The 21,472-nt window shown below is 70.6% G+C and carries 20 protein-coding genes; 5 read left to right on the top strand and 15 right to left on the bottom strand.

Going from position 1 to position 21,472, the window contains the following annotated elements; genetic code table 11:
* The first annotated feature begins 38 nt into the window (after nt 1–38).
* Both NP80_RS01505 and NP80_RS01500 read left to right on the top strand, forming a co-directional pair.
* The gene (locus NP80_RS01505; RefSeq protein ID WP_006407421.1) at nt 39–734 is read left to right on the top strand and encodes a PIG-L family deacetylase; all 696 of its coding nucleotides are present in this window, start codon (nt 39–41) and stop codon (nt 732–734) included.
* Nucleotides 713–1,639: a glycosyltransferase family 2 protein gene (locus NP80_RS01500; RefSeq protein ID WP_006408807.1), complete on the top strand. Its 927-nt coding sequence runs from the start codon at nt 713–715 to the stop codon at nt 1,637–1,639. The genes NP80_RS01505 and NP80_RS01500 overlap by 22 nt, the downstream gene beginning before the upstream one ends.
* A gap of 17 nt (nt 1,640–1,656) precedes the next feature.
* On the opposite strand, the gene NP80_RS01495 is transcribed toward NP80_RS01500, so the two are convergent.
* Nucleotides 1,657–3,024, bottom strand: coding sequence for a sigma-54-dependent transcriptional regulator (locus tag NP80_RS01495; protein WP_006398906.1), 1,368 nt, complete (start codon nt 3,022–3,024; stop codon nt 1,657–1,659).
* Between the two features lie 348 nt (nt 3,025–3,372).
* Between NP80_RS01495 and NP80_RS01490 the strand changes: the two genes are divergently transcribed.
* Nucleotides 3,373–4,416, top strand: coding sequence for a sigma-54 interaction domain-containing protein (locus NP80_RS01490; protein WP_006407418.1), 1,044 nt, complete (start codon nt 3,373–3,375; stop codon nt 4,414–4,416).
* 42 nt (nt 4,417–4,458) lie between these two features.
* On the opposite strand, the gene NP80_RS01485 is transcribed toward NP80_RS01490, so the two are convergent.
* The 11 genes from NP80_RS01485 to NP80_RS01435 all read right to left on the bottom strand — a co-directional run bounded on the left by NP80_RS01485 (nt 4,459) and on the right by NP80_RS01435 (nt 16,775).
* Entirely contained in the window at nt 4,459–5,409 is a 951-nt protein-coding gene (locus NP80_RS01485; RefSeq protein WP_006408806.1) for a glycosyltransferase, read from the bottom strand.
* Nucleotides 5,399–6,475 carry a glycosyltransferase family 9 protein gene (locus NP80_RS01480; protein WP_006407416.1) on the bottom strand — a complete coding sequence of 359 codons (1,077 nt, stop codon included), beginning with the start codon at nt 6,473–6,475 and terminating at the stop codon, nt 5,399–5,401. The genes NP80_RS01485 and NP80_RS01480 overlap by 11 nt, the downstream gene beginning before the upstream one ends.
* Nucleotides 6,472–7,473, bottom strand: a complete 1,002-nt coding sequence (locus NP80_RS01475; protein WP_006407415.1) for a glycosyltransferase family 2 protein — start codon at nt 7,471–7,473, stop codon at nt 6,472–6,474. The genes NP80_RS01480 and NP80_RS01475 overlap by 4 nt, the downstream gene beginning before the upstream one ends.
* On the bottom strand, nt 7,470–9,215 hold the full coding sequence (locus tag NP80_RS01470; protein WP_006410003.1) for a carbamoyltransferase family protein: 1,746 nt from the start codon (nt 9,213–9,215) through the stop codon (nt 7,470–7,472). The genes NP80_RS01475 and NP80_RS01470 overlap by 4 nt, the downstream gene beginning before the upstream one ends.
* Nucleotides 9,216–9,218: 3 nt before the next feature.
* Nucleotides 9,219–10,436, bottom strand: coding sequence for a glycosyltransferase family 9 protein (locus NP80_RS01465; protein ID WP_006407413.1), 1,218 nt, complete (start codon nt 10,434–10,436; stop codon nt 9,219–9,221).
* Entirely contained in the window at nt 10,433–11,044 is a 612-nt protein-coding gene (locus tag NP80_RS01460) for a D-glycero-alpha-D-manno-heptose-1,7-bisphosphate 7-phosphatase (protein ID WP_006398899.1), read from the bottom strand. Before NP80_RS01460 ends, NP80_RS01465 begins: the two co-directional genes overlap by 4 nt.
* A complete protein-coding gene (locus NP80_RS01455; RefSeq protein WP_006398898.1) occupies nt 11,035–11,784 on the bottom strand; it encodes an SDR family oxidoreductase in 750 nt (249 codons plus the stop codon). The genes NP80_RS01460 and NP80_RS01455 overlap by 10 nt, the downstream gene beginning before the upstream one ends.
* Before the next feature lie 187 nt (nt 11,785–11,971).
* Nucleotides 11,972–12,496, bottom strand: coding sequence for a hypothetical protein (locus NP80_RS01450; protein ID WP_012217870.1), 525 nt, complete (start codon nt 12,494–12,496; stop codon nt 11,972–11,974).
* Entirely contained in the window at nt 12,441–15,185 is a 2,745-nt protein-coding gene (locus NP80_RS01445; RefSeq protein WP_006407411.1) for an ABC transporter transmembrane domain-containing protein, read from the bottom strand. Before NP80_RS01445 ends, NP80_RS01450 begins: the two co-directional genes overlap by 56 nt.
* 47 nt (nt 15,186–15,232) lie before the next feature.
* A complete protein-coding gene (locus tag NP80_RS01440; protein ID WP_045592897.1) occupies nt 15,233–16,216 on the bottom strand; it encodes a BON domain-containing protein in 984 nt (327 codons plus the stop codon).
* A 163-nt stretch (nt 16,217–16,379) separates the two neighbouring features.
* Nucleotides 16,380–16,775 carry a hypothetical protein gene (locus NP80_RS01435; protein WP_045592895.1) on the bottom strand — a complete coding sequence of 132 codons (396 nt, stop codon included), beginning with the start codon at nt 16,773–16,775 and terminating at the stop codon, nt 16,380–16,382.
* A gap of 365 nt (nt 16,776–17,140) precedes the next feature.
* On the opposite strand from NP80_RS01435, the gene NP80_RS01430 reads away from it, so the two are divergent.
* Nucleotides 17,141–18,727, top strand: coding sequence for a hybrid sensor histidine kinase/response regulator (locus NP80_RS01430; protein WP_006407407.1), 1,587 nt, complete (start codon nt 17,141–17,143; stop codon nt 18,725–18,727).
* 10 nt (nt 18,728–18,737) lie between these two features.
* Here NP80_RS01430 and NP80_RS01425 read toward each other — a convergent pair whose 3' ends face one another.
* Both NP80_RS01425 and NP80_RS01420 read right to left on the bottom strand, forming a co-directional pair.
* Nucleotides 18,738–19,088, bottom strand: a complete 351-nt coding sequence (locus NP80_RS01425) for a four-helix bundle copper-binding protein (RefSeq protein WP_006407406.1) — start codon at nt 19,086–19,088, stop codon at nt 18,738–18,740.
* Between the two features lie 2 nt (nt 19,089–19,090).
* Nucleotides 19,091–20,296 carry a zinc-dependent alcohol dehydrogenase gene (locus NP80_RS01420; RefSeq protein WP_006398890.1) on the bottom strand — a complete coding sequence of 402 codons (1,206 nt, stop codon included), beginning with the start codon at nt 20,294–20,296 and terminating at the stop codon, nt 19,091–19,093.
* Between NP80_RS01420 and NP80_RS01415 the strand changes: the two genes are divergently transcribed.
* The gene (locus NP80_RS01415) at nt 20,295–20,633 is read left to right on the top strand and encodes a hypothetical protein (protein ID WP_035946001.1); all 339 of its coding nucleotides are present in this window, start codon (nt 20,295–20,297) and stop codon (nt 20,631–20,633) included. The genes NP80_RS01420 and NP80_RS01415 overlap by 2 nt on opposite strands.
* On the opposite strand, the gene NP80_RS01410 is transcribed toward NP80_RS01415, so the two are convergent.
* On the bottom strand, nt 20,609–21,445 hold the full coding sequence (locus tag NP80_RS01410; protein WP_045592824.1) for an ABC transporter permease: 837 nt from the start codon (nt 21,443–21,445) through the stop codon (nt 20,609–20,611). The genes NP80_RS01415 and NP80_RS01410 overlap by 25 nt on opposite strands.
* Nucleotides 21,446–21,472: the final 27 nt, after the last annotated feature.

Here is a 21,472-nt window from a genome sequence, read left to right as displayed (position 1 = left end):
CCGCGGACGCTGCCGCATACGATGGAGTCCCCTCTGCCATGACTGCTCCCACTCGCTGGCTCGTTGTTTCGCCGCATCTCGACGACGCGGTGTTCAGTTGCGGGCAACTGCTCGCGCAGGCACCCGGGTCGGTCGTCGTCACGGTGTTCGCCGGCATTCCGCCGGCCGGGACCGTCGCGCCGCCCTGGGATCGGCGCGCCGGCTTTCGCAGCGCGGACGAAGCGATGCGCGCGCGCCGCGACGAAGATCGCCGCGCGCTGTCGATCCTCGATGCGCGGCCGGTATGGCTCGACTTCCTCGACGACCAGTACGGCACGCCGGCCGCGCCGTCGGCCATTGCCGCGCGCGTGGCGGCCGCGATCGCCGAGCATCCCGGCTACGGCGTGCTCGCGCCGGCCGGCCTGTTCCATCGCGACCACCTGCAGGTGCAGCAGGCAATGCTGATGCTGCTGCGCGACGATGATACGGCGCGCGTGTGGCGTTTCTACGAAGACGTGCCGTATCGGCGCATCGAGGGGCTGATGGCGAAACGCGTGGTCGGCTGGCGCGAGCACGGCTGGATCGCGCGGCCGGTCGGCTCGCCGGCCGGCGAGCGCACGGGGGCCCGCGACGCCAAGGCGCGCGCGGTCGAAGCGTACGCGAGTCAGATCGCGCTGTTCGAGCCGCATATGCTCGCGGACCTCCGCAAACCGGAAACGTACTGGCAGCTCGAATGCGACGTCACGTACGCGTAACGCCCGCGCGCGTCGCGCTGACGGCGCACGAGCCGCGCGTGACCGCGGTCGTGCTCACGTACCGGCGCCCCGACGAGCTCGCGCGCACGCTCGCGCGGCTCACCGCGCTGCCGGACCGGCCCGCGATCGTCGTCGTCGACAACGCGGCCGACGCGGCGACGGCCGCGCTCGTGCATGCGCGCTTTCCGCACGCGGCGCTCGTCGCGGCGCCCGGCAATCCGGGCGCGGCCGGCCGCAATCTCGGCGTCGCGGTCGCGCGCACGCCCTACGTCGCGTTCTGCGACGACGACACGTGGTGGGCATCCGGCTCGCTGCGCGACGCGGCCGATCTGCTCGACGCGTATCCGCACGTGGCCGCGCTCACGGCGCGCGTGCTGGTCGGCCCGGACGAGCGCGAGGACCCGACCTGCGGCGTGATGGCCGCGAGCCCGCTCGAAGCGCCGGTGCCGCTGCCCGGCCGCCCGATCCTCGGCTTGCTGGCCGGCGCGACGATGTTCCGGCGCGAGGCGTTCGTGCGCGCGGGCGGATACCATCCGCGCTATTTTCTCGGCGGCGAGGAAGCGCTGCTCGCGCTGGACCTCTGCGCGGCCGGCGACTGGCTCGTGTACGCGCCGACGCTGACCGTCCATCACTATCCGTCGACGGCGCGCGACACGCGCACGCGCGCGAGCGTCGCCGCGCGCAACGACGCGTGGACCGCGTGGCTGCGCTGGCCGGCCGGCGCGGCGCTCGTGCATACGGTGCGGATGCTGCCGCGGCTGCGGCGCGAGCGCGGACTCGTGCGGGCGTTCGCGGGCTTGCCGTGGATCCTGCGCGAGCGGCGCGCGATCGCGCCGCACGTCGAACGGATGCGTCGCCTGATCGCCGCCGACGACGCGCGGCGCAACGCGCGCGCGCGTGCGTAGACGGGCTCGCGGCGGCATCAGGAATCCGACTTGTCCGATTCGTTTTCGAGCTGCGCGAGCCGGTTGTAGATCGTCTTCAGACTCACGTCGAGCACTTCGGCGGCCTGCGCCTTCACGCCGCCGCACTGCGCGATCGTGCCGAGGATCAGCTTGCGGTCGACTTCCTCGAGCGGCGTGCCGAACGGCACCGTCACGCGATCTTCATGAGAATCGACCATGCTCGAGAGCTCGTCCATGATCGGCGGCGGCAAGGTCTCGATCACGTCGACGTCGCTGAAGATGCTCGCGCGCTGCACGAAGTTGCGCAGCTCGCGCACGTTGCCGGGCCACGCGTACGTCTTCAGCGCCTCGCGGGCGGCCGGCGCGAAGCGCAGGTTGCGGCCGCTTTCCTCGTTGTAGCGCTGCAGGAACGCGTCGGCGAGCATCGGGATGTCGTCGCCGCGCTCGCGCAGCGAGGGCAGCGGAATCGGGAACACGTTGATGCGGTGATAGAGGTCGGGCCGCAGCTTGCCGTCGGCCATCGCGGCTTCCGGGTCGCGGTTCGTCGCGGCGACGATGCGCACGTCGACGTCGATCTCGCGCGTCGAGCCGAGCCGCGTGAGGCGCCCCGTCTCGAGCACGCGCAGCAGCTTGACCTGCGATTCGAGCGGCATCTCGGTGATTTCGTCGAGGAACAGCGTGCCGCCGTCCGCCCGCTCGAAAAAGCCCTTGTGCTGCCGCTCGGCGCCGGTGAAGCTGCCGCGGTCGTGGCCGAACATCTCGCTCTCGACGAGATTCGCGGCGATCGCGCCGCAGTTGATCGCGAGGAACGGGCCGCGCCGGCGCAGGCTCAGATCGTGGATCGTCTGCGCGGCCAGCTCCTTGCCGGTGCCGGATTCGCCGGTCAGCAGCACCGAGGCCTCGGTGCGCGCGACGCGGCCGATCGCGTCGTAGACGGCCTGCATCGCCGGCGAGCTGCCGAGCATGCGGCCGAAGCGGCCGAGCCGCTGCAGCTCGGAACGCAGCTCCGCGATTTCTTCATGCAGCGCGGTCGTGCGCGGCACGCGCGCGAAGATGCTGTTCAGCCGCTGCATGTTCAGCGGCTTCACGAGATAGTCGGTCGCACCGCGCCGCAAGGCGTCGATCGCGGTTTCGAGGCTCGCATGACCGGTGGTCAGCACCATCTCGCAGTGCGCGCGTTTCGGTAGTGCATCGAACAGATCCATGCCGTTGCCGTCCGGCAGCACGAGATCGCACAGCACGAGATCGGGGGTATGCGTCGCGACGAGCGTACGCGCTTCTTCGAGCGTCGCGGCCGTGTCGCACGTGAGCTGCTGCGAGCGCGCGAGCGTCGCGAGCATCGTGCGCGTATCGGCATCGTCTTCGACGATCAGAACGTAAGGCATCTGGGCTCCTTGTGGTGCGGCCCGGCACGCGAGCGGCCGGAACCGCGGCGAGTAGGCAGCGCGTCGACCGCCGGGGCACTCGGCGGCGCATCACGCGATGCGCGTCATCGGGGCAGACAAGCAGTCCTGCCATCAGTAACAGTGCTTAGCAGTATAGAAGAAGCATGTCTTGCGTGCTCGCTTCATCGATTAAATCTATCCGTTTCGGCCGCGCGGATTGCGATATTCAATGCCTCGCAAGCGATATCGACGATATGCTCTGTGCACGAACAGGCGACGCACACCGCGTCGTTTTTTCCTTTCTGCCGTGACGTATTCGGTCAAAACTTCCCACTCCGATATCAGACCATGTCGAAATCCGACGATGACGGCACGCGGCTGTTCGGCCGCTCGCGCTCGATCCAGACCCTGATGCTGAAGGTGTCGCGCGTCGCCACCACGCGCGCAAGCGTATTGATCGTGGGTGAGAGCGGCGCGGGCAAGGACATTGTCGCGCGACTGCTGCACGACATGAGCCCGCGTCGGCGCGGGCCGTTCGTGCCGGTCAATTGCGGCGCAATTCCCGGCGATATCGCCGAGTCGCAATTGTTCGGCCACGAGAAAGGCAGCTTCACCGGCGCGGTGGCGCAGCACGTCGGCATGTTCGAGGCCGCGCGCGGCGGCACGCTGTTTCTCGACGAGATCGCCGAGATGCCGCTCGAGCTGCAGGTCAAGCTGCTGCGTACGCTCGAGTCGAACACGATCATGCGCGTCGGCGGCCACGAAGCGATTCCGATCGACGTGCGCATCGTCGCGGCCACCCATCACGATCCGGTCGAAGCGGTGCGCAGCGGGCGCCTGCGCGAAGACCTGTTCTACCGCATCGCGACGGTCGCGCTGCACGTGCCCGCGCTGCGCCAGCGCGAGGACGACGTCGGCGAGATCGCGATGCAGATCGTCGAGCGGCTGAACACGCGCCATCGCACGCGCAAGCGGCTGTCGACGCAGGCGATGAAGGCGCTGCGCGCCTACACGTGGCCCGGCAACGTGCGCGAACTGCGCAACGCGGTCGAGCGCGCGTTCATCCTCGCGGACGAGCAGATCGACCTGCAGCTGCCGCGCCGCCAGCCGCCGCGCGAGGAAGTGCGGCACAACGCGATGACGCTCCATATCGGCACGACGCTCGCGCATACGCAGCAGCGCTTCATCGTCGCGTCGCTGCGGCATTTCAACGGCGACAAGCCGCGCACCGCGAAGGCGCTCGGCATCAGCCTGAAAACGCTGTACAACCGCCTCGCGCTGCTGCCCGAGCACGAGCGCAATCTCGTCGCGAACCTGTCGGGCGGCTCCGGCACCGCAGGCGGCGGATCGGGAAGCGGCACGAACCCGGCGACGAACGCGTCGAGCCAGTGAGCGAGCGGGCGGGCCGCCGTCGCGCGGCCCGCATCGATGGCGCTACGCCGCGACTTCGGTCAGCGCCGCGTCCCAGTCGCGCACGAAGCGCTCGATGCCGAAGCGCTCGCGCGCATCGCGGCGCGCGGCCTCGCCCCACGCGCGCGCGAGGTCCGCATCGCGGATCAGCATCCGCATCGCCTCGATCAGCACCGCCGGGCGCGTGTCGGCCGCGCCGTTTACGCCGGTCTTCACGAGCTGCGCCATTTCGGTCGTCGCGAGCGCGACGATCGGCAGGCCGATCATCATCGCCTCGATCACCGCGAGCCCGAGGCTCGTATAGCGGATCGGATTGAAAAAGAACCGGTAGTGCGACAGGAAGTGCGGCAGCGCCGGATTCGGCACTTCGCCGATGCCGCCGAGCTCGCTCGATCCCATCCCGACCAGATCGAGCGGCACGCTGCGGCGCACGTGCTCGAACACGTCCACGCCGAGACGGCGGCCGCGGCGCGCGAGGTTGTTCACGACCGACACGCCCTTCGGCAGCGTGCCGTGATAGGCGACGTTGTCGGGCACGAGCACGCCGTGCTCGATCACGCGCGTCGGCGTGATGCCGTTGTCCCACATCAGCGCGTTGAACGGCGTCACGTGCACGAGCATCACGTTCGGGTCCTGCACGGGGTGCAGCGTGTCGGTCGGATGCTCGCGCGGCGGATCGTGCTCGACGAACAGCGTCGGCAATGCGCGCTGCGCGTCGCTCAGCAGATGCAGCCGGTCGTGCTGGTAGTGGCTGTGATGCTGATACAGCACGCAGTCGAACGCGGTATCGCGCACGCATTCGACCGGCACCTCGTGCACGTTGTCGCCCCACGGCAGATGGCCGACGCGGCCCGCGTAACCGGGCGGATGCTGCGGTTTCGTCACGATGAAGAAATCGTGCGGCGCCTGCGACAGGTAGTACAGGTAGTTGCCGTGCACGTGCCAGGTCAGCACGCGCAAACGCTTACGTGACATGACGTCTCTCCTCCGCGAGCAGCGCGCTCGCCTGATCGATCACGTCGTCGACGCCGATCGCCACTGCACACTCGTGCTCGTACGGGCACGCGTCGTACATGCAGGGCCGGCATGACGGATAGTTCGCGAGCACGCGGTGGCGCTCGCCGTCGAGCGGCGCCCAGCGTGCGGTGTCGCTGCCGCACGCGACGACGACGCTCGGCGTGCCGAGCGCGGCCGCGACGTGCGACACGCCGGTGTCGTTGCAGAGCAGCAGGCGCGCGCGGCCGATCAGCGCGGCCAGCGCGCCGAGCGGCGTGCGGCCGCACAGATTCACGCACGGCCGCCCGAGCTGTTCGGCGAATGCGCCGGCGAGCGCGATCTCCGCGCGCGTGCCGGTCAGCACGATCTGCCAGCCATCGTCCGCGAGCCGCCGCGCGGCGTTTGCGAAACGCTCGACCGGCCAGCGGCGCGACGCCATCCGCGCGCCGGGGTGCACGATCACGTAGCGGCCGGCTTCGAGCGCGTATTCGTCGCAGAGCACGTGCCACAGCGCGTAGTCGAGTCCGCCGAGCGGGAATTCGAGGTAGTCGCCCCAGTCGGGATAGCCGAGCGCGTGCATCAGCCGCAGATAGCGCGTGACTTCCGGCTCCTCGTCGCGCCAGACGATCGAACAGTCGAGCGCGGCCGCGTCGCCGTCGGCCGGCATGAAGCCCGCGGTGCGCACGGCGCCGAGCGACGCGACGATCGCGTTGGTCCGCGCGCCGCTGCCGTGCAGCTGGATCGCGAGATCGAACTCGCGCGCGCGGCACTTCGCGAGGAACGCGTCGCGCGCGGCAGCTTCCGGTTCCGCCTGCTCGCCGAGTCCCGGCGCGCCGGGAAACGCGATGAAGTCGTCGATGTAGTCGCCGAAGCGCGACGCGAATTCGCGCGCCCACGGCAATCCGATCAGCGTGATGTGCGCATCGGGCGCGCCGCGACGCAGCGCGCGCAGCGCCGGCACAGCGCACAGCATGTCGCCGAGCTGCAGCGCGCGGAACACGGCGATCGTGCGCGGGGCCGGCGGGGAGGACGTGTCGAGCGTCATAGGAAGAACACCCGGAAGTGAAGTGCGCCGCGGATGCGCCAGTACAGCGACACCGGCGGAATCGCGATCGACGTGACGATCATCTCGGCGACGTGCGACGGCGTGAGCGCCGTGCCGCGCAGCCGCTTGCAGCAGAACCACGCGGTGATCGCGGCCCAGATGCCGGCGAATACCGCGCCGGCCGCGTTCCAGCGCGCGACGAAGCAGACGATCGCCGCGAGCGCCGCGAACACCGCGCCGTAGTAGTGCCAGGGCGGCACCGGCCGGATATGGCGCCGGTACGTCGTGCGATGCTTCTTGTACAGCAGCGCGTCGAAATACACCTTCGACTGCTGGCCGATGCTCGCGCCCCAGCGCGCGGGCCGCACCGGATGCACGATGCGCGCGTCCTCGACCTCGACGATCGGGCCCGCGTGCTCGCGCAGCGCGAACATCAGGTCCGCATCCTCGCGCCACGCGCGCGTGAAGCGCTCGTCGAAGCCGCCGACGCGTTCGAGCGCGGCGCGCCGCACGAAGCAGTTCGCGGTCGCGAATTCGGCATGCGCGAGCCCCGCCGCGTCGCGTTCGTAGTCGGTCGGCCGCGGCCGCAGCGGCACCTCGATGCGCCCTGCCGCCGCGGCCGCGGACGGCTCCGCGAGCAGCGCGGCCGCGCCGTGGCGCAGCCAGGTCGGATCGGGAATCGTGTCGTCGTCGGTAAACGCGATCAGCGCGCCGCGCGCGCTGCGCCAGCCGACGTTGCGTGCACCGGCCGGCCCCTGCGTGTCGGGCGCGCTCAGGTAGCGGATCGCCGGCACGTCGGTCATGCGCGCGCGGCATGCGTCGACCACCGGCCGCGCGCTGCCGGCCGGATCGTCGTCGACGACGATGATCTCGTACGTCGTCGGATCGAACACCTGCACGCACAGCGCGTCGAGACAGCGTTCGAGCAGATCGGGCCGCCGGTAGGTCGGCACGACGACGGACACGACCGGCGGCAGCTGCGTGTCGCGCATGTTCATCGCGGCTTCTCCATCAGGAACGAACCGATCACGAGCGCGTCGAGCGGCGAAGTCCAGAAGCATTCGATCGCGTCGCGCGGCGTGCAGACGATCGGCTCGCCGCGCGTGTTGAACGACGTGTTGACGAGCACCGGCACGCCGGTCAGCGCGTCGAACTCGGTCAGCAGCGCGTGCAGCAGCGGGTTCTGCTGCGGGCCGACCGTCTGCACGCGCGCGGTGCCGTCGATATGGCGCACGGCCGGAATCCGCTCCGCCCGCTCGGGCCGCACGTCGTAGACGAACAGCATGAACGGCGCATGCAGCGGCTCGCGCCGCCCGCCCGAGAACCACTCGTGTGCCTTGCTTTCGAGCGCGACCGGCGCGACCGGCCGGAAATCCTCGCGATCCTTGATCCGGTTCAGCTTGCGCTGCATGTCGGGATCGATCGGCGACGCGAGAATCGAACGCGCGCCGAGCGCGCGCGGGCCGAACTCCATGCGGCCCTGGAACCAGCCGATCACGCGGTTCTGCGCGAGCAGTGCGGCCGTCTGCGCGGCGACGTCGTTCAGCCGCCGATACGGCAGCTGCGCTTCGCGGATGAAGGCCTCGATCGCGTCGTCCTCGAACGACGGGCCGAGATACGCGTGATCCATGCGCCAGTCGCCGCGCGCGCCGCGCTCGCGGAAGTCGGTCCACAGCGCGGCGCCGAGCGCGGTGCCGGCGTCGCCGGCCGCCGGCTGCACCCACACGTCGTCGAACGGGCCGCGATCGCGAATGCGCGCATTCATCACGCAGTTCAGCGCGACGCCGCCCGCCATCGCGAGCTGCTTCTCGCCGGTTTCGGCCGCGAGCCATTCGACCGCGCGCAGCGTCGTTTCCTCGAGCACCAGCTGCAGCGCGTGCGCGATGTCGCAGTGGTTCGGCGTGATCGGCCCGCCGCGCTCGCGCGCGGGGCCGAACAGCGCGACCAGATCCGCCTCGTCGACGTCGTACCGGCCGTCGCCGCGATAGCGCACGAGCTGGCGCATCTGATCGGCGTAGATCGGCTTGCCGTACGACGCGAGCGCCATCACCTTGTACTCGTCGGACGAATGCAGGAAGCCGAGGTAACGCGTGACGCGCTCGTACAGCAGCCCGAGCGAATGCGGCAGGTCGACCTGCGCGATGCGCCGGTACGTGCGTCCGTCGAACACGCCGTAGCTCGTCGTCGCGCGCTCGCCGCGTCCGTCCATCGTCATCACCGCGCAGCGCTCGTACGGCGCCGCGAGAAACGCGCTCGCCTCGTGCGCGAGGTGGTGTTCGACGAAATGCCAGCGGAACGGCCCGTCGTGCGTGACGCCGCGAAAGCGCCGCTGCAGGTGGTGCGGCGCGCCGCCCGCGAGCTGACGCGGCGCGTTGACGATCGACGACAGGAACAGCGGATGCCACGGCGACTCGCCGCCCGGCGGCCGCGCGTGCGCGGACGGTTCGAGCGGCAGCGTGAGCGACGGCTGTCCGGCGCGGCGATCGAGTTCGAGCCACGGATCGTACGAATACGCGACATGCTGCACGTCCGCGAGCGCGATGCCCGCTTCCGCGAGACAGTAGTCGATCGCGTGATACGGCAATTCCCAGGTCGAAAACGGCACTGGCCGTTTCGCATGCTTCACGTGCGTGAAGCGTTCTTCCTCGGCCGCGGCCACGACCACGCCGTCGCGCACGAGGCACGCGGCGCTGTCGTGAAAGGCGGCGTTGATGCCGAGCGTATAGATCGGTTCGGGCATGCGTCAGCTCCTGGTGATGACGTGCGCGAAAGGAATCACGTTCGACGCGCCGGCTGCGCTGCCGGCGAGCGACGTGTCGGACGCGGCGGCTGCGCGGGCACCCGCGTGCCGCGCACCGCGCGCGTTGCCGCGCAGCAGCGCGTGCGCGGCATCGACGACATCGTCGACGCGCACGCCGCGCAGGCACGGATGTCCCGGCTGTTCGCACACGCTGCGATAGCAGTTGCGGCACGGCACGTCGACGTTCAGCACGCGATGCGGAACGCGCCACGGCGTGTGCTGCGGATTGGTCAGCGCGTAGAGATCGACGACGGGCGTGCCGAGCGCGGCCGCGAGATGCGCGGGGCCGCTGTTGTTCGACAGCAGCAGGTCGGCCGTCTCGATCAGCGCGCCCAGCTCGCCGAGCGGCAGCGTGCCGGCGAGCGGCAGCGCGCGCGGGCCGATCCGCTCGCACACCGCGTCGACGAGCGCGCGTTCGCCGCTGCCGCCCGTCACTGCGACGCCGTCGAACTGCGACACGAGGCGCGCGGCCGCGTCGCCGAAGCGCTCGGCCGGCCAGCGCCGCGACGCGGCGCTGGCGCCCGGATGCACGACGAGCCAGCGCCCGCAGCCATGCGCGTCGCCGCGCCGCGGGCCGCCGAAGCGCTGCAGCGCGGCGCGCAGCCGCGCCTGCACCGCCCGGCGCGCCGCGTCGCCCGGTTCGAACGCCATCCGCCAGTCGGCGGTCTTCGCACCGATCGTGCGCACCAGCGCGAGCTGGCGCGCCACTTCGTGCCGCACCTGCTGATCGGGCTCGGTCTCCGCGACGCGGTCGGTCAGCAGCCGGTACGGGTTCTCGCGGCAATGCGCGAGCCGCAGCGGAATGCCGGCGAGCCAGCACATCATCGCGGCCGGCAACGGGCTCTGGCTATACACGGTGAAGATCACCGCCGCGTCGAAACGCGCGGACAGCAGCCGGTCGATCATGTCGAGATCGGCGACCGGGTCGGCCGGCGCGTCCGGATGCTTGACCCACGGCGCGTCGTACGTCCACACGTCGTCGACCATCGGCAGATGCGCGCCGAGCGCCGCGGCCGTGCTCGACGTGAGCAGCGTCAGATGCCGGCCGTTGCCGCTTTCCTTCAGCGCGCGCAGTGCCGGCGTCGTCATCAGCACGTCGCCGAGATTGTCGAGCCGCACGCACAGAATGCGGCGCGCGCGGTCCCACGCGGGCGCGCTCATTGCCGCACCCGCGAGCCGTGACGGCGCGCGGTTTCGCGCACGACGATGTCGGCCGCGAGATCGAGCCGGTCGACGACGAAGTGCGGCGTGCGTGTCGCGTCGATCCGCCATTCCGTCTCGTAGCCGCGATCGACGAGGATCGTGCGGCACTGCGCCGCGCGGCCGGCTTCGATGTCGTCGAGTATGTCGCCGATCATCCAGCTCGCGCCGGCCTCGACGCCGAGCGCGGCGACCGCGCGGCGCAGCATGCCGGGCCTCGGCTTGCGGCACAGACAGTCGCATGCATAGCGCGGCACGCTGCCCTGCGGGTGGTGCGGGCAGTAAAAAAAATCCGCCAGCGCCGCGCCGTTCTCTTCGAACAGTTCGGCAAGACGCTGGCGGACCGCGCCAAGCTGAGATTCGGTGAAGCGGCCGAGCGCGACGCCCGGCTGGTTCGAGACGACCGCGATCGGCATGCCGGTCGACGCGAGCGAGCGCAGCGCACGCGCGGCGCCCGGCGCGAGCCGCATGCGGGCCGGATCGACGTTGTACGGCACGTCGTCGAGCAGCGTGCCGTCCTTGTCGAGCAGCACGGCGCCGCGCGGACGCGGATCGTGCTTCAGGGCCATGATGTCTCCTTCATCGGCAGCACCATCACTTCCGGTACGACCGTGCCCGGCGGCTGCGTCAGCACGAAGCGCACCGCGGCCGCGACGTTCTCGGGCGGCTGCAGCGTGTCCTCGTCGATGTCCGGGAAACGATCGAGCAGGAACGGCGTGCGCATCCCGCCGGCGACGATCGCCGAGACGCGCACGCCGGCCGGGCGCAGCTCCGCATGAAGCGCATGCGACAGACCGAGCAGCCCCCACTTCGTCGCGTGATACGCCGATGCGTTCGGCCACGCGCGTTTCGATGCGGTCGACGCGATGTTGACGATATGCCCGCCGCCGCGCGCCTTCATCATCGGCACGACCGCATGGCACATCAGGTATGGACCGAACAGGTTCGTCATCAGCACCTGCTGCCATGCGTCGACGCTCACGTCGTCGATCGGCGCGGTCACGTCGATCGCCGCGTTGTTCACGATCACGTCGAGATCGCCCACCACTTCGCGCGCATCGTGCACGGCCTGCAGCACCGACGCCTCGTCGCGCACGTCGAGCGGACGGCCGACCGCCTTCACGCCGTGCCGCGTAAGGCGCTGCGCGACGGCCGCCGCGCGGTCGCCGTCGAGATCCGCGACGACGACGTGCGCACCGTTGCGCGCGAGTTCCTCGCAGATCGCTTCGCCGAGCCCGCGGCCGCCGCCCGTGACGAGTGCGGTGCGGCCGGCGAGCGGCAGTTGAGCTGGATCGTGGGTCCCGTTCACATGTACCTCCCTGTCGGCGTCAGAAGAACTTCGTCGGAACGCTTGTCGTGACAAGCGTCATCGCAGGGAAGACAGCGAGATTCGTGCCCGTCCGTTTCGAACCGCGTTGCGTCGCGCGTCGCGGCGCGTTCGCTGGCTTTTTTATAACCGGCTGTAAAAACGTGCCCGCACCGCGCTGCGCTTGCGATCAGATCGCGAGCGCGTCGGGCGTCGCCTGCGCGCGATGCTTCGCGAGCGCGCGCAGGCAATGCGCGATGCAGCCCGCGAACGCCTCGTCGAACCACGGCTGCGCGCCCGATACGCCGACCACGATCCCATGCTGCGCGACGGCGCCCCACAGGTTCGTGTCGCCCGCGCGCAGCCGGTACGGCTCGAGCGCCTGCACGACATGGCCGTCGCGGCCGGTTTCCCACGACAAACGCGCTTTCGCGCGCGCGTACGCGCGATAGTCGGCGTCCCAGTCCTTCGGGTCGGGCAGCGAGAACTCGTAGAGGATCGCGTCTTCGAACGACGCGTCGTGCGGGCCGAGCGCCGGATCCATGATCACGATGTGCAGGCAGCCGCTGTCGCCGACGAAGTCGCTCTGCAACGCGGCCGACAGCGTCGGCAGCAGCAGTTCGACGGCCGCGATCGCGGCCTGGCGATCCGCGAACGCGCTACCGCCGCGACGTGCGGTCAGCCCTTCGGGGGACGGATTCAGATGAGTCGGCATGTGAGTCTCCGGAGGAAAATGCGAGCGCGCGCAGCGCCGCGATCAGGTCGGCCGGCGCCGCCGGCTTGGTCAGATACGCATGGAAACCCGCTTCGACGGCGCGCGCGCGGTCGCGCTCGCGCGCGTGGCCGGACAGCGCGAGCGCTTCGATGGACGATGCGCCGTCCTCGTTCGCGCGCGCCGCTTCGAGCTGACGCACGCGCGTCATGACCGTATAGCCGTCTTCCTCGTCGTCGCCGAGGTCGATGTCGCAGACGAGCAGCGCCGGCCAGTCGTCACGGCGCGCGCGCCATAGCGTGTCGAGCAGCGCCTGGCCCGACGCGAACGCGTCGACCTGCGCGCCGGCCACCGTCAGCAGCGCGGTCAGCGCATCGCGCGCTTCGTCGTGATCGTCGACGCAGGCGATGCGCAGGCCGTCGAGCGGCCTGTCGGCGATCGGCACGGGCACGGCATCGGCCGGCTGCATCGACGCCGGCGCGATCGCGCAGAGCGGCAGCGCGACGTGCAGCGTGACACCGGCGTCGTCGCGTTCGCGCACGACGTAGCCGCCCGCCTCCTCGATCGCGTTCTGCAGCGGCTCGAGAGCGAGCAGCGACAGCTCCGGCGCATCGACGCCCGCGCAGGCGACCGTGATCCGTGCATCCGGATCGTGCCGCTCCGTATAGACCTGGACGCGCCCGCCGCTGCCGCTCACGTCGATCCCGTTGCGGCACAGCTCCCACACGAAGCGCCGCAGCGCGGCCGGATCGGCCTTCACGATCAGGTCCTCGTCGGACAAATGGCGGAACACCGGCACGCCGCGCCGCTCGGCCGCGTCAGCGAGCCCGTCGAGCACCTGCGACACGAGCGGATTGATGCGCACCGGCTGCCGCGCGAACTTCGCCTCGGTGCGTTCGAGCTCGCGCTGCTTCGCCTGCAGCGCCCACATCTGCGCATAGACGCCGCCGCTCGCGAGCAGCTCGTCGTGCGTGCCCTGTTCGACGAGCCGGCCGTACTCCATCACGAGGATGCGGTCCGCATCGACGATCGTCGACAGCCGGTGCGCGATGATCAGGCTCGTCCGATGTTGCGCGACACGCATCAGCTCCTGCTGGATCGCGCGCTCCGAGCGCGTGTCGAGCGCGGACGTCGCCTCGTCGAACACGACGATCGGCGGCGCCTTCAGCAGCGCGCGCGCAATCGCGACGCGCTGCCGCTCGCCGCCCGACAGCCGCACGCCGCGTTCGCCGACGCGCGTGTCGTAGGCATCGGGCAGCCGCTCGATGAACGTGTCGAGCTGCGCGCTGCGCGCGGCCGCGACCACTTCCGCGCGCGTCGCGTCGCGCTTGCCGTACGCGATGTTGTACGCGATCGTGTCGTTGAACAGGATCGTGTCCTGCGGCACGATGCCGAGCGCGTCGCGCAGGCTGCGCTCGGTGACGAGGCGCAGATCCTGGCCGTCGATGCGGATCGTGCCGGCGTCCGGCTGGTAAAGCCGGAACAGCAGCCGCGCGAGCGTCGACTTGCCCGAGCCGCTGCCGCCGACCACCGCGACCGACTGGCCGGGCTCGATCCGGAACGACACGTCCCACAGGATCTGCCGGCTCGGCTCGTAGCCGAAGTCCACGTGCTCGAACTCGATCGCGCCGCCGCGCACGACGAGCGGCTGCGCACCCGGCACGTCGCCGTCCTCGCCCGGCTTGCCGCGCGCGTCGAGCAGCCCGAACAGCCGCTCGATGTTCGTCATCGCGTCGTTCGCCTCGCGGAACACGAAGCCGAGCGCGTTCAGCGGCAGGCTGATCTGGATGATGTACGCGTTGATCAGCACGAGGTCGCCGACCGTCATCGCGCCGGTCGCGACGCGCTCGCCGGCGAGCAGCATCACGGCCGCGATGCCGGCGCCGATGCAGGCGCTCTGCCCGATGTGCAGCGTCGACAGCGCGTACTGGTTGTCGACGCCCGCGTCCGACCACGCGTTCAGCACGCGGTCGAGCCGGTCGCGTTCGACGTCCTCGCGCGCGAAGTACTTGACGGTGTCGACGTTCAGCAGGCTGTCGACAATGCGCGAATTCGATTCGGCCTCGAGCGCGTTCACGCGGCGCTGGTAGCGCATGCGCCGCCGCGTGAACACGATCGTGTACGCGGCGTAGACGGCGAACGTGACGAAGATGATCGCGGTGAAGCCGCCGCCATACTTGCTGACGACGATCACGAGCACCGAGCCGATCTCGATCGCGGTCGGCACGATCGTAAACACGGCGACGCCAAGCAGATAGCCGATGCCGGCCGTGCCCTTCTCGAGGTCGCGCACGACCGCGCCCGTCTCGCGCTGCGAATGGAAGCGCGCGCCGAGCCGGTGCAGATGGCCGAACGTGCGTACCGTGAATGCGGCGACCGTGCTCTGCGTGACCTGCACGAACGTCATGTCGCGCACTTCATTCAGCGCGTTCGACGCGAACCGCACGACCGCGTACGCGAACAGCAGCAGCACCGGCAGCGACGCGGGCCGCTGCGCGAGCTGGCCGAAGTCGTCGACGATCTCCTTCAGCAGCAGCGGCACCGACACGGCCGCGGCCTTCGCGAGCACCAGCAGCGCGATCGCCGCGAGCACGCGCGCGCGATAACGCCAGATCGCACGCCATAGCTCGCCGGCGATCCGCAGCCGCAGGCTGCGCGTGTCGCGTCGCGTGTCCCCGGTCGCCGGCGTCATGCGCGCACTGCGTTCCGTTGTGGCGGGTTCATGACGGCCGTCCTCCGTCAGTGATGGCGCTCGCGGCCCGGCGTGCCGCCCGCCGCAGTGCCGCCGGTGCCCGCTGCGGTGCCGCTGCCTGCGGCGCCGCTGCCTGCAGTGCCGCCGCCGCCCGCGTCGCCGCTGCCCGCGCCCTGAGCCGACGTGCCGGGCTCAGGCTCGCGCACGGCCGGCTGGGTCGGCGTAACGGTTCGCTGCGCGGGGTGCAGCACCATGCCGCTGTCGTGCTCGCCTTCGCGCTTCACGCGCACGCGGTTCTCGACGTCGCGCACGCACATGCAGTCGTCCGCGATGTCCTCGATCGCATGCTTCATCCAGCGCGTGGGCACCGTGCCGTCGAGTTCGACGCGGCCGTCGCTGACCTGCACGCTCACGTCGCTGACGTCGATGTCGAGCGCATGCGCGAGCCGTTCGCAGACGTCCTCGCGAATCCGTTCGTCCGAGCGCGTATAGCCTTTCGGGCCGCGCCGGCCGCGCATGGCGTCGCGCGCCGCGCCGCTGCCGAAGCGCGACAGGTCCGGCGCGTCGGCCGTACGCGGATCGTCGTAGCCGCGCTCGCCGCCGCCGTACCAGCCGAGCCGGAAGTGTCCGCGCAGGCCCGGCGCCTCGTCGCGGCCGCCGCCGTATCGGTGCGGGTCCGGCCCGCCGCCCGGCTGCCCGCGACCGCGCTCGGCGTCGTACGCCGCACCGCGCGCGCCGCGCGGTTCACCCGGTCCGCCGGGGCCGCCGTGCCATTCGGTGCGTGTGCCGCGCCCGCCGAGTTCCGCCGCGGGCCGTGCCGCGCGCTCGGTCCATTCGCTGCCCCATTCCTCGGGGCCGACGTCCTCGCTCGCGAAGCGCCGGTACGCGGACTCGTAGTCCTCCTCGGGCCGCAGCGCCGGATCGTCCGGAAAACCGCGCTCGCCTGCCTCCCGGTACGCGCGTTCGCTGCGTTCCTGCCAATCGGGCGGGCCGCGCCGTTCGACCGGCCGCCCGGGATATCGTCGTTGCATCGTGTCCTCCTTGGCCGCGTGCGCGGCGAGCGGCCCCATGCCGCCCGGCGCGCGCGCCGCGTCGCCGGCGCAATCGGCATGCCGCGCGTGCGGCGCCCGAACGCGTACGCCGCACGCGCCGGTCGTGCCGATCTGCAACCGAATTGCAGTTTTTGCGTGTGCGTCAGCCGGGCTCGCCGCCACGCTCGCCGTCGCGCTCGCCGCCGCGCTCGTCCAATTCGTGGGATTCATCGGCTTCGCCCGCGTCGGGCGGCTCGGCGAGCTGTTCGAGCCGGTCCGGCTCGATGTCCGCGCTCTCCTCGAACGTCGCGTCGCCGTCCGCCGCCGCGCGCTCGCCCGTGCCCGCGCGGTCCGTGTCGCTGTCGAGCGTCGCGTCGCCACGCTCGAGCGCATGCGCGTCGAGCGGCGAGTCGACGTCGAACGAATGGCGCCGCGCGCCGGCCGTGTCGCTGCCGCTGTCCGACGAGTCGCTCGGGCCGAGCGCGCGCCCGTCGCGGCCGCGGCTCGCGTTCTCGTCGTCCGGGCCGGCCGGCTCGTTGTCGGGATTCAGTGTGCTCATCGCTATGTCCTCGCGGTTGCCATGCGCGGCGCGGCCGCAGCGGGCCGCGCCGGTCGTCGGGCGTGCGAGGGACGCAAGTGCCGTGCCGGCCGCGAGCGCGCGACGCCAGGCGGCCGGCGCGGACGGTCCGGGCGACCGACGTGCGTAAGCGGCGCGGTCGTCGGTCTGGTCGGCCGGCGCCGGCGAGCGACGCGAGCGATCGGATCCGTTCATTGCGTGCGGCCCGGCACAGTCCGTGCATGCGGATTGGCGAATCACGCGGCGATCCCGTATGCTCTCGGGGTGCCGCCCCCAGCCACTGCGCCGCCGTCCCGCTGTCCTGCGGGCGGCCCATGGCGTTCCATTTGCAGCTGAGCTCGCCTCTGATGACGAAAGACGACATTCGACCCCATTCGAATCCCCCGCCGTCCCCCGCTCCGGACGGTGGCGACCTGCTGCACCGTTTCGCGGAATTCCGTTTCCAGACCGTCGTCGCCTCGATCACCGACTATGCGGTGTTCATGCTCGACACGCAGGGCCACGTCGTCACGTGGAACGCCGGCGCCGAGCGCATCAAGGGCTACCGCGCGAGCGAAATCGTCGGCAACCATTTCTCGCGCTTCTACCCGCCCGAAGCAGTCGCGGCCGGCCGCCCGTCGTACGGGCTGCGCGAAGCCGCGACACATGGCCGCTTCGAGGACGAAGGCTGGCGCGTGCGCAAGGACGGCTCGCTGTTCTGGGCCAGCGTGACGATCACCGCGGTGCGCGACGAGTCGGATCAGCTGTGCGGCTTCATCAAGATCACGCGCGACATGACCGAGCGCAGGCGGCTCGAGGAACTCGAAACGTCCACGCATCGGCTCAGCGTATTCATCGCGATGCTCGCGCACGAACTGCGCAACCATCTCGCGCCGCTGCGCCATTCGGTCGGCGTGCTGCAGAGCCTGCCCGATCCGGCGCCCGCGCTCGCGCAGTGCCGCGACGCGGTGCATCGTCAGGTCGCGCAACTGACGCGGCTCGTCGACGATCTGCTCGACGTCGGCCGTATCACGTCGGGCAAGGTCGAGCTCGAGGATCGGCCGGTGACGGTACGCGATCTCGTGGCGCGCGGCGTCGAAAGCGTGCAGCCGAAGCTGGCGACCCGCGAGCAGCAGATCCACGTCGATCTGCCGCCCGAGCCGATCGTGCTGCGCGGCGACGATGCGCGGCTCGTGCAGGTGCTGCACAACCTGCTCGACAACGCATCGAAATTTTCGCCGCGCGGCGGGCGTATCGACATCAGCGCGCGCGTCGAAGGCCCGGTCGTCGCGATTCGCGTGATCGATCGCGGCGTCGGGATCGCGCCCGGCGCGCTCGAGTCGATCTTCGATCTGTTCGAGCAGGAAGGCGCGGCCCATCGGCCGACCGATGGCTTCGGCCTCGGCCTCGCGATCTGCCGGTCGTTCGTCGAACTGCACGGCGGGATGATCTCGGCGGAGAGCGACGGCCCCGGCCACGGCGCGACGTTCATCATCCGTCTGCCCGTCGAACGCGCGGCGCGCGCGGAGCCCGAGCTTCCTGCCGCGTGCGCGGCCGCCGACACGCCGGTCGCGCCGCTGCGCATCGTTGTCGTCGACGACAACCGCGACTCCGCGGACACGCTCGCGGTGCTGCTGCAGGTCAAAGGCCACGCGCCGCGCGTCGCATACAGCGCCGACGAAGCGCTCGCGCTCGCACGCGACTACACGCCGCATCTGATGCTGATCGATCTGACGATGCCGGACGTCGACGGGTATGCGCTGCTGCAGGCGTTGCGCCGGATCGACGCGCTCGCCGACACCGCGTGCGTCGCGTTGTCGGGGCACGCGCAACCGTCGGACCGTGCGCGCAGTACCAGCGCAGGCTTCGACGACCACCTCGTGAAGCCCGTCGAAATGCCGGTGCTCGACGCGCTGCTTCAGCGCGTCGCACGCAAATTCCACGCTCGCCCGTAAGCGGCCGCGCTCACGCCATCGCGCGGCACATCGCCGCGCAGGCATCGCAGGCGAGGGCGCAGCGCCGGCAGTGCTCGTGCGTATGGCGTCGGCATTCCGCCGCACAGCGCTCGCACACCTGGGCGCACAGTGCGCAGATCTGCGGTGCGAGCACGCTGCGGCGGGCCATCGCGCCGGACGCGAAGCGGCACAGCAGCGCGCAGTCGATGTCGAGCGCGATGCATGCGGTCAGCGCGCGCGGGTCGGGCTCCGCGAGACACGCGCCGGCGCAGGCGTCGCACGCATGGGCACATGCGTCGCATGCCGCCATGCACGTGTCGTAGCGCGCGTTCAGTTCGGTGCGGTTCGTTGCGGGTTCCATGATCACGGCTCCAGTTTCACTTTGATCCAGCCCGGCTCGCGCACGTCGAAGGCGCGATACGCGTCGATCGCATTGGTCAGCGGCTCGCGCTGCGTCAGCACCGACAACGGATCGAACGCACCGCTGCGCACCAATTCGATCAGTTGCGGCGTGATCGTCCGGTGATTGCAGTTGCCCATCTTGATCGTGAGATTGCGGTTCATCGCCTCGCCGATCGGAAACACGCGCGCCTGCGGCGGATACACGCCGATCACCGCGACCGTGCCCGCCTTCGCGACCGCGCGCACCGCCCATTGCAGCACCTGCGACGGCCCGTCGCCCGGCACCCAGTAGCGGCCGTCCGGCTTGCGGCGCGGCGCGACCGCGTCGACCTCCGCATCGAACGCACGCGCGGCCTCGTGGTCGGCCGCAGCGGGCCCATGCGTCGCGCGCATCGCGTCGACACCGACCGCGTCGATCACGCGATCGACGCCGATTCCACCCGTCAGACGCAGCACGGTGTCGACCGGATCTTCCTCGGAGAAGTCGACCGCTTCCGCGCCCTGCGCACAGGCCATGTCGAGACGCGATGCGATCCGGTCGATCGCGATCACGCGGCCCGCACCCATCAGCTTCGCGCTCGCGATCGCGAACTGCCCGACCGGGCCCGCGCCGAACACGGCGACCGTATCGCCCGGCTTCACTTCGGCGAGCTGCGCGCCGAAATAGCCGGTCGGAAAAATGTCGGACATCAGGATCGCGCGATCGTCGTCGATTTCGTCGGGCAGACGGATCAGGCTCGCGTTCGCGAGCGGCGTGCGCGCGTATTCGGCCTGCAGTCCGTCGAACGCGCCCGTGTCGGCCGGGCCGCCGAAGAACGCGGTGCCCGCGCGCGGCCCACCCGGATTCGCGACGTCGCACTGCGCGGTATAGCCGGCACGGCAGTACACGCAGTGGCCGCATGCGATCGTCGACGGAATCAGCACGCGGTCGTCGCGCCGCAGATTACGCACGTCGCGGCCGACCGCCTCGACGATGCCGACGCCTTCGTGCCCAAGAATCGTGCCCGGCTTCATGCCGCCTAGCGTGCCGCGCACCATGTGCAGATCGGTGCCGCAGATCGCGCTGGCCGTCAGGCGCACGACCGCGTCGGTGGTGTCGGCGACTTCCGGATCGGGTACGGTATCGATGCGGATGTCGCCGATACCGTGAAATACGACTGCTTTCATGTCGGACCTCCTTGTCGAATGCGGCAACGGCATCGTCGCCGCCACGCGGTCGAGCAAGGTGCGCGCCCGCATCGCGCGCGTGACCGATGCGCGGCGCGGATCGACAAGGAAGCAGGCAGGGATGGGGGCTGCGGCGGGCGAGTTGGCGATGCACGGCCTTGCGATCTTCGCGATGCCGCTCGCGCGGCCGTTCACGCCGGTTGCAATTCGCTATACGCGATGGGTGAACTTGCAGCGTGCGGCGCACGCGCGCGTGCGCGCTCGTCTCCGGCGTTTCTCGCGTCCCTCGCGTCTTTGGCGGCGTCTTCTGCGTTACGCCACCGCGCGCCGCGCCTGACGGCCGCGCAGCCATTCGAGCGCGAGCAGCAGGCTCGTCGAGAACACGATCAGGATCGTCGCGAGCGCCGCGATCGTCGGGCTGATGTTTTCGCGGATGCCGGTAAACATCTGCCGCGGCAGCGTCGTCTGGTCCGCACCGGCCAGAAACAGCGTGACGACCACTTCGTCGAACGACGTCGCGAACGCGAACAGCGCGCCCGACATCACGCCCGGCGCGATCACCGGCAGCGTCACGCGGAAGAATGTCGTCATCGGGTTCGCGCCCAGCGACAGGCTCGCGCGCACGAGGTTCTGGTTGAACCCCTGCAGCGTCGCGGCCACCGTCGTCACGACGAACGGCACGCCGAGCGCCGCGTGCGCCGCGATCAGCCCCATGTACGTGTTCGCGAGCCCCAGCGGCGCGAAGAACAGATACATGCCGACACCGACCACCACTACCGGCACGATCATCGGCGAGAGCAGCACCGCCATCAGCAGCCCCTTGCCGCGGAACTCGGCCTTCGTCAGCCCGATCGCGGCCAGCGTGCCGAGCACGGTCGCCACGAGCGTCGCCGACGGCGCCACGATGAAGCTGTTCTTCGCGGCCATGCGCCACTCGTCCGACGCAATCAGGTTCTCGTACCAGCGCGTCGAGAACCCCGGAATCGGATACACGAGGAACGTGCTCGACGAGAACGACAGCGGCACGATCGCAAGCACCGGCAGGATCAGATACAGCAGCGTGAGCACGACGAGCACGCGCAACGCGACGTACCACGCGCGCTCGACGAACGACATGTGCGGCGCAAACAGCGGCCTGGCCAGTTTCATGGTCCTGTTCTCCTTTCCCTGTCGGCC

Source organism: Burkholderia multivorans ATCC BAA-247 (genome assembly GCF_000959525.1).
In the GTDB taxonomy this organism is placed as follows: domain Bacteria; phylum Pseudomonadota; class Gammaproteobacteria; order Burkholderiales; family Burkholderiaceae; genus Burkholderia; species Burkholderia multivorans.
This window is presented reverse-complemented; position numbering and strand designations above follow the sequence as displayed.

Bases quoted from the DNA above. Each gene is read 5' to 3' on its own strand.
- NP80_RS01505 (WP_006407421.1), top strand. From the start codon at position 39: ATGACTGCTCCCACTCGCTGGCTCGTTGTTTCGCCGCATCTCGACGAC.
- NP80_RS01500 (WP_006408807.1), top strand. From the start codon at position 713: ATGCGACGTCACGTACGCGTAACGCCCGCGCGCGTCGCGCTGACGGCG.
- NP80_RS01495 (WP_006398906.1), bottom strand. From the start codon at position 3,024: ATGCCTTACGTTCTGATCGTCGAAGACGATGCCGATACGCGCACGATG.
- NP80_RS01490 (WP_006407418.1), top strand. From the start codon at position 3,373: ATGTCGAAATCCGACGATGACGGCACGCGGCTGTTCGGCCGCTCGCGC.
- NP80_RS01485 (WP_006408806.1), bottom strand. From the start codon at position 5,409: ATGTCACGTAAGCGTTTGCGCGTGCTGACCTGGCACGTGCACGGCAAC.
- NP80_RS01480 (WP_006407416.1), bottom strand. From the start codon at position 6,475: ATGACGCTCGACACGTCCTCCCCGCCGGCCCCGCGCACGATCGCCGTG.
- NP80_RS01475 (WP_006407415.1), bottom strand. From the start codon at position 7,473: ATGAACATGCGCGACACGCAGCTGCCGCCGGTCGTGTCCGTCGTCGTG.
- NP80_RS01470 (WP_006410003.1), bottom strand. From the start codon at position 9,215: ATGCCCGAACCGATCTATACGCTCGGCATCAACGCCGCCTTTCACGAC.
- NP80_RS01465 (WP_006407413.1), bottom strand. From the start codon at position 10,436: ATGAGCGCGCCCGCGTGGGACCGCGCGCGCCGCATTCTGTGCGTGCGG.
- NP80_RS01460 (WP_006398899.1), bottom strand. From the start codon at position 11,044: ATGGCCCTGAAGCACGATCCGCGTCCGCGCGGCGCCGTGCTGCTCGAC.
- NP80_RS01450 (WP_012217870.1), bottom strand. From the start codon at position 12,496: ATGCCGACTCATCTGAATCCGTCCCCCGAAGGGCTGACCGCACGTCGC.
- NP80_RS01445 (WP_006407411.1), bottom strand. From the start codon at position 15,185: ATGACGCCGGCGACCGGGGACACGCGACGCGACACGCGCAGCCTGCGG.
- NP80_RS01440 (WP_045592897.1), bottom strand. From the start codon at position 16,216: ATGCAACGACGATATCCCGGGCGGCCGGTCGAACGGCGCGGCCCGCCC.
- NP80_RS01435 (WP_045592895.1), bottom strand. From the start codon at position 16,775: ATGAGCACACTGAATCCCGACAACGAGCCGGCCGGCCCGGACGACGAG.
- NP80_RS01430 (WP_006407407.1), top strand. From the start codon at position 17,141: ATGACGAAAGACGACATTCGACCCCATTCGAATCCCCCGCCGTCCCCC.
- NP80_RS01425 (WP_006407406.1), bottom strand. From the start codon at position 19,088: ATGGAACCCGCAACGAACCGCACCGAACTGAACGCGCGCTACGACACG.
- NP80_RS01415 (WP_035946001.1), top strand. From the start codon at position 20,295: ATGTCGGACCTCCTTGTCGAATGCGGCAACGGCATCGTCGCCGCCACG.
- NP80_RS01420 (WP_006398890.1), bottom strand. From the start codon at position 20,296: ATGAAAGCAGTCGTATTTCACGGTATCGGCGACATCCGCATCGATACC.
- NP80_RS01410 (WP_045592824.1), bottom strand. From the start codon at position 21,445: ATGAAACTGGCCAGGCCGCTGTTTGCGCCGCACATGTCGTTCGTCGAG.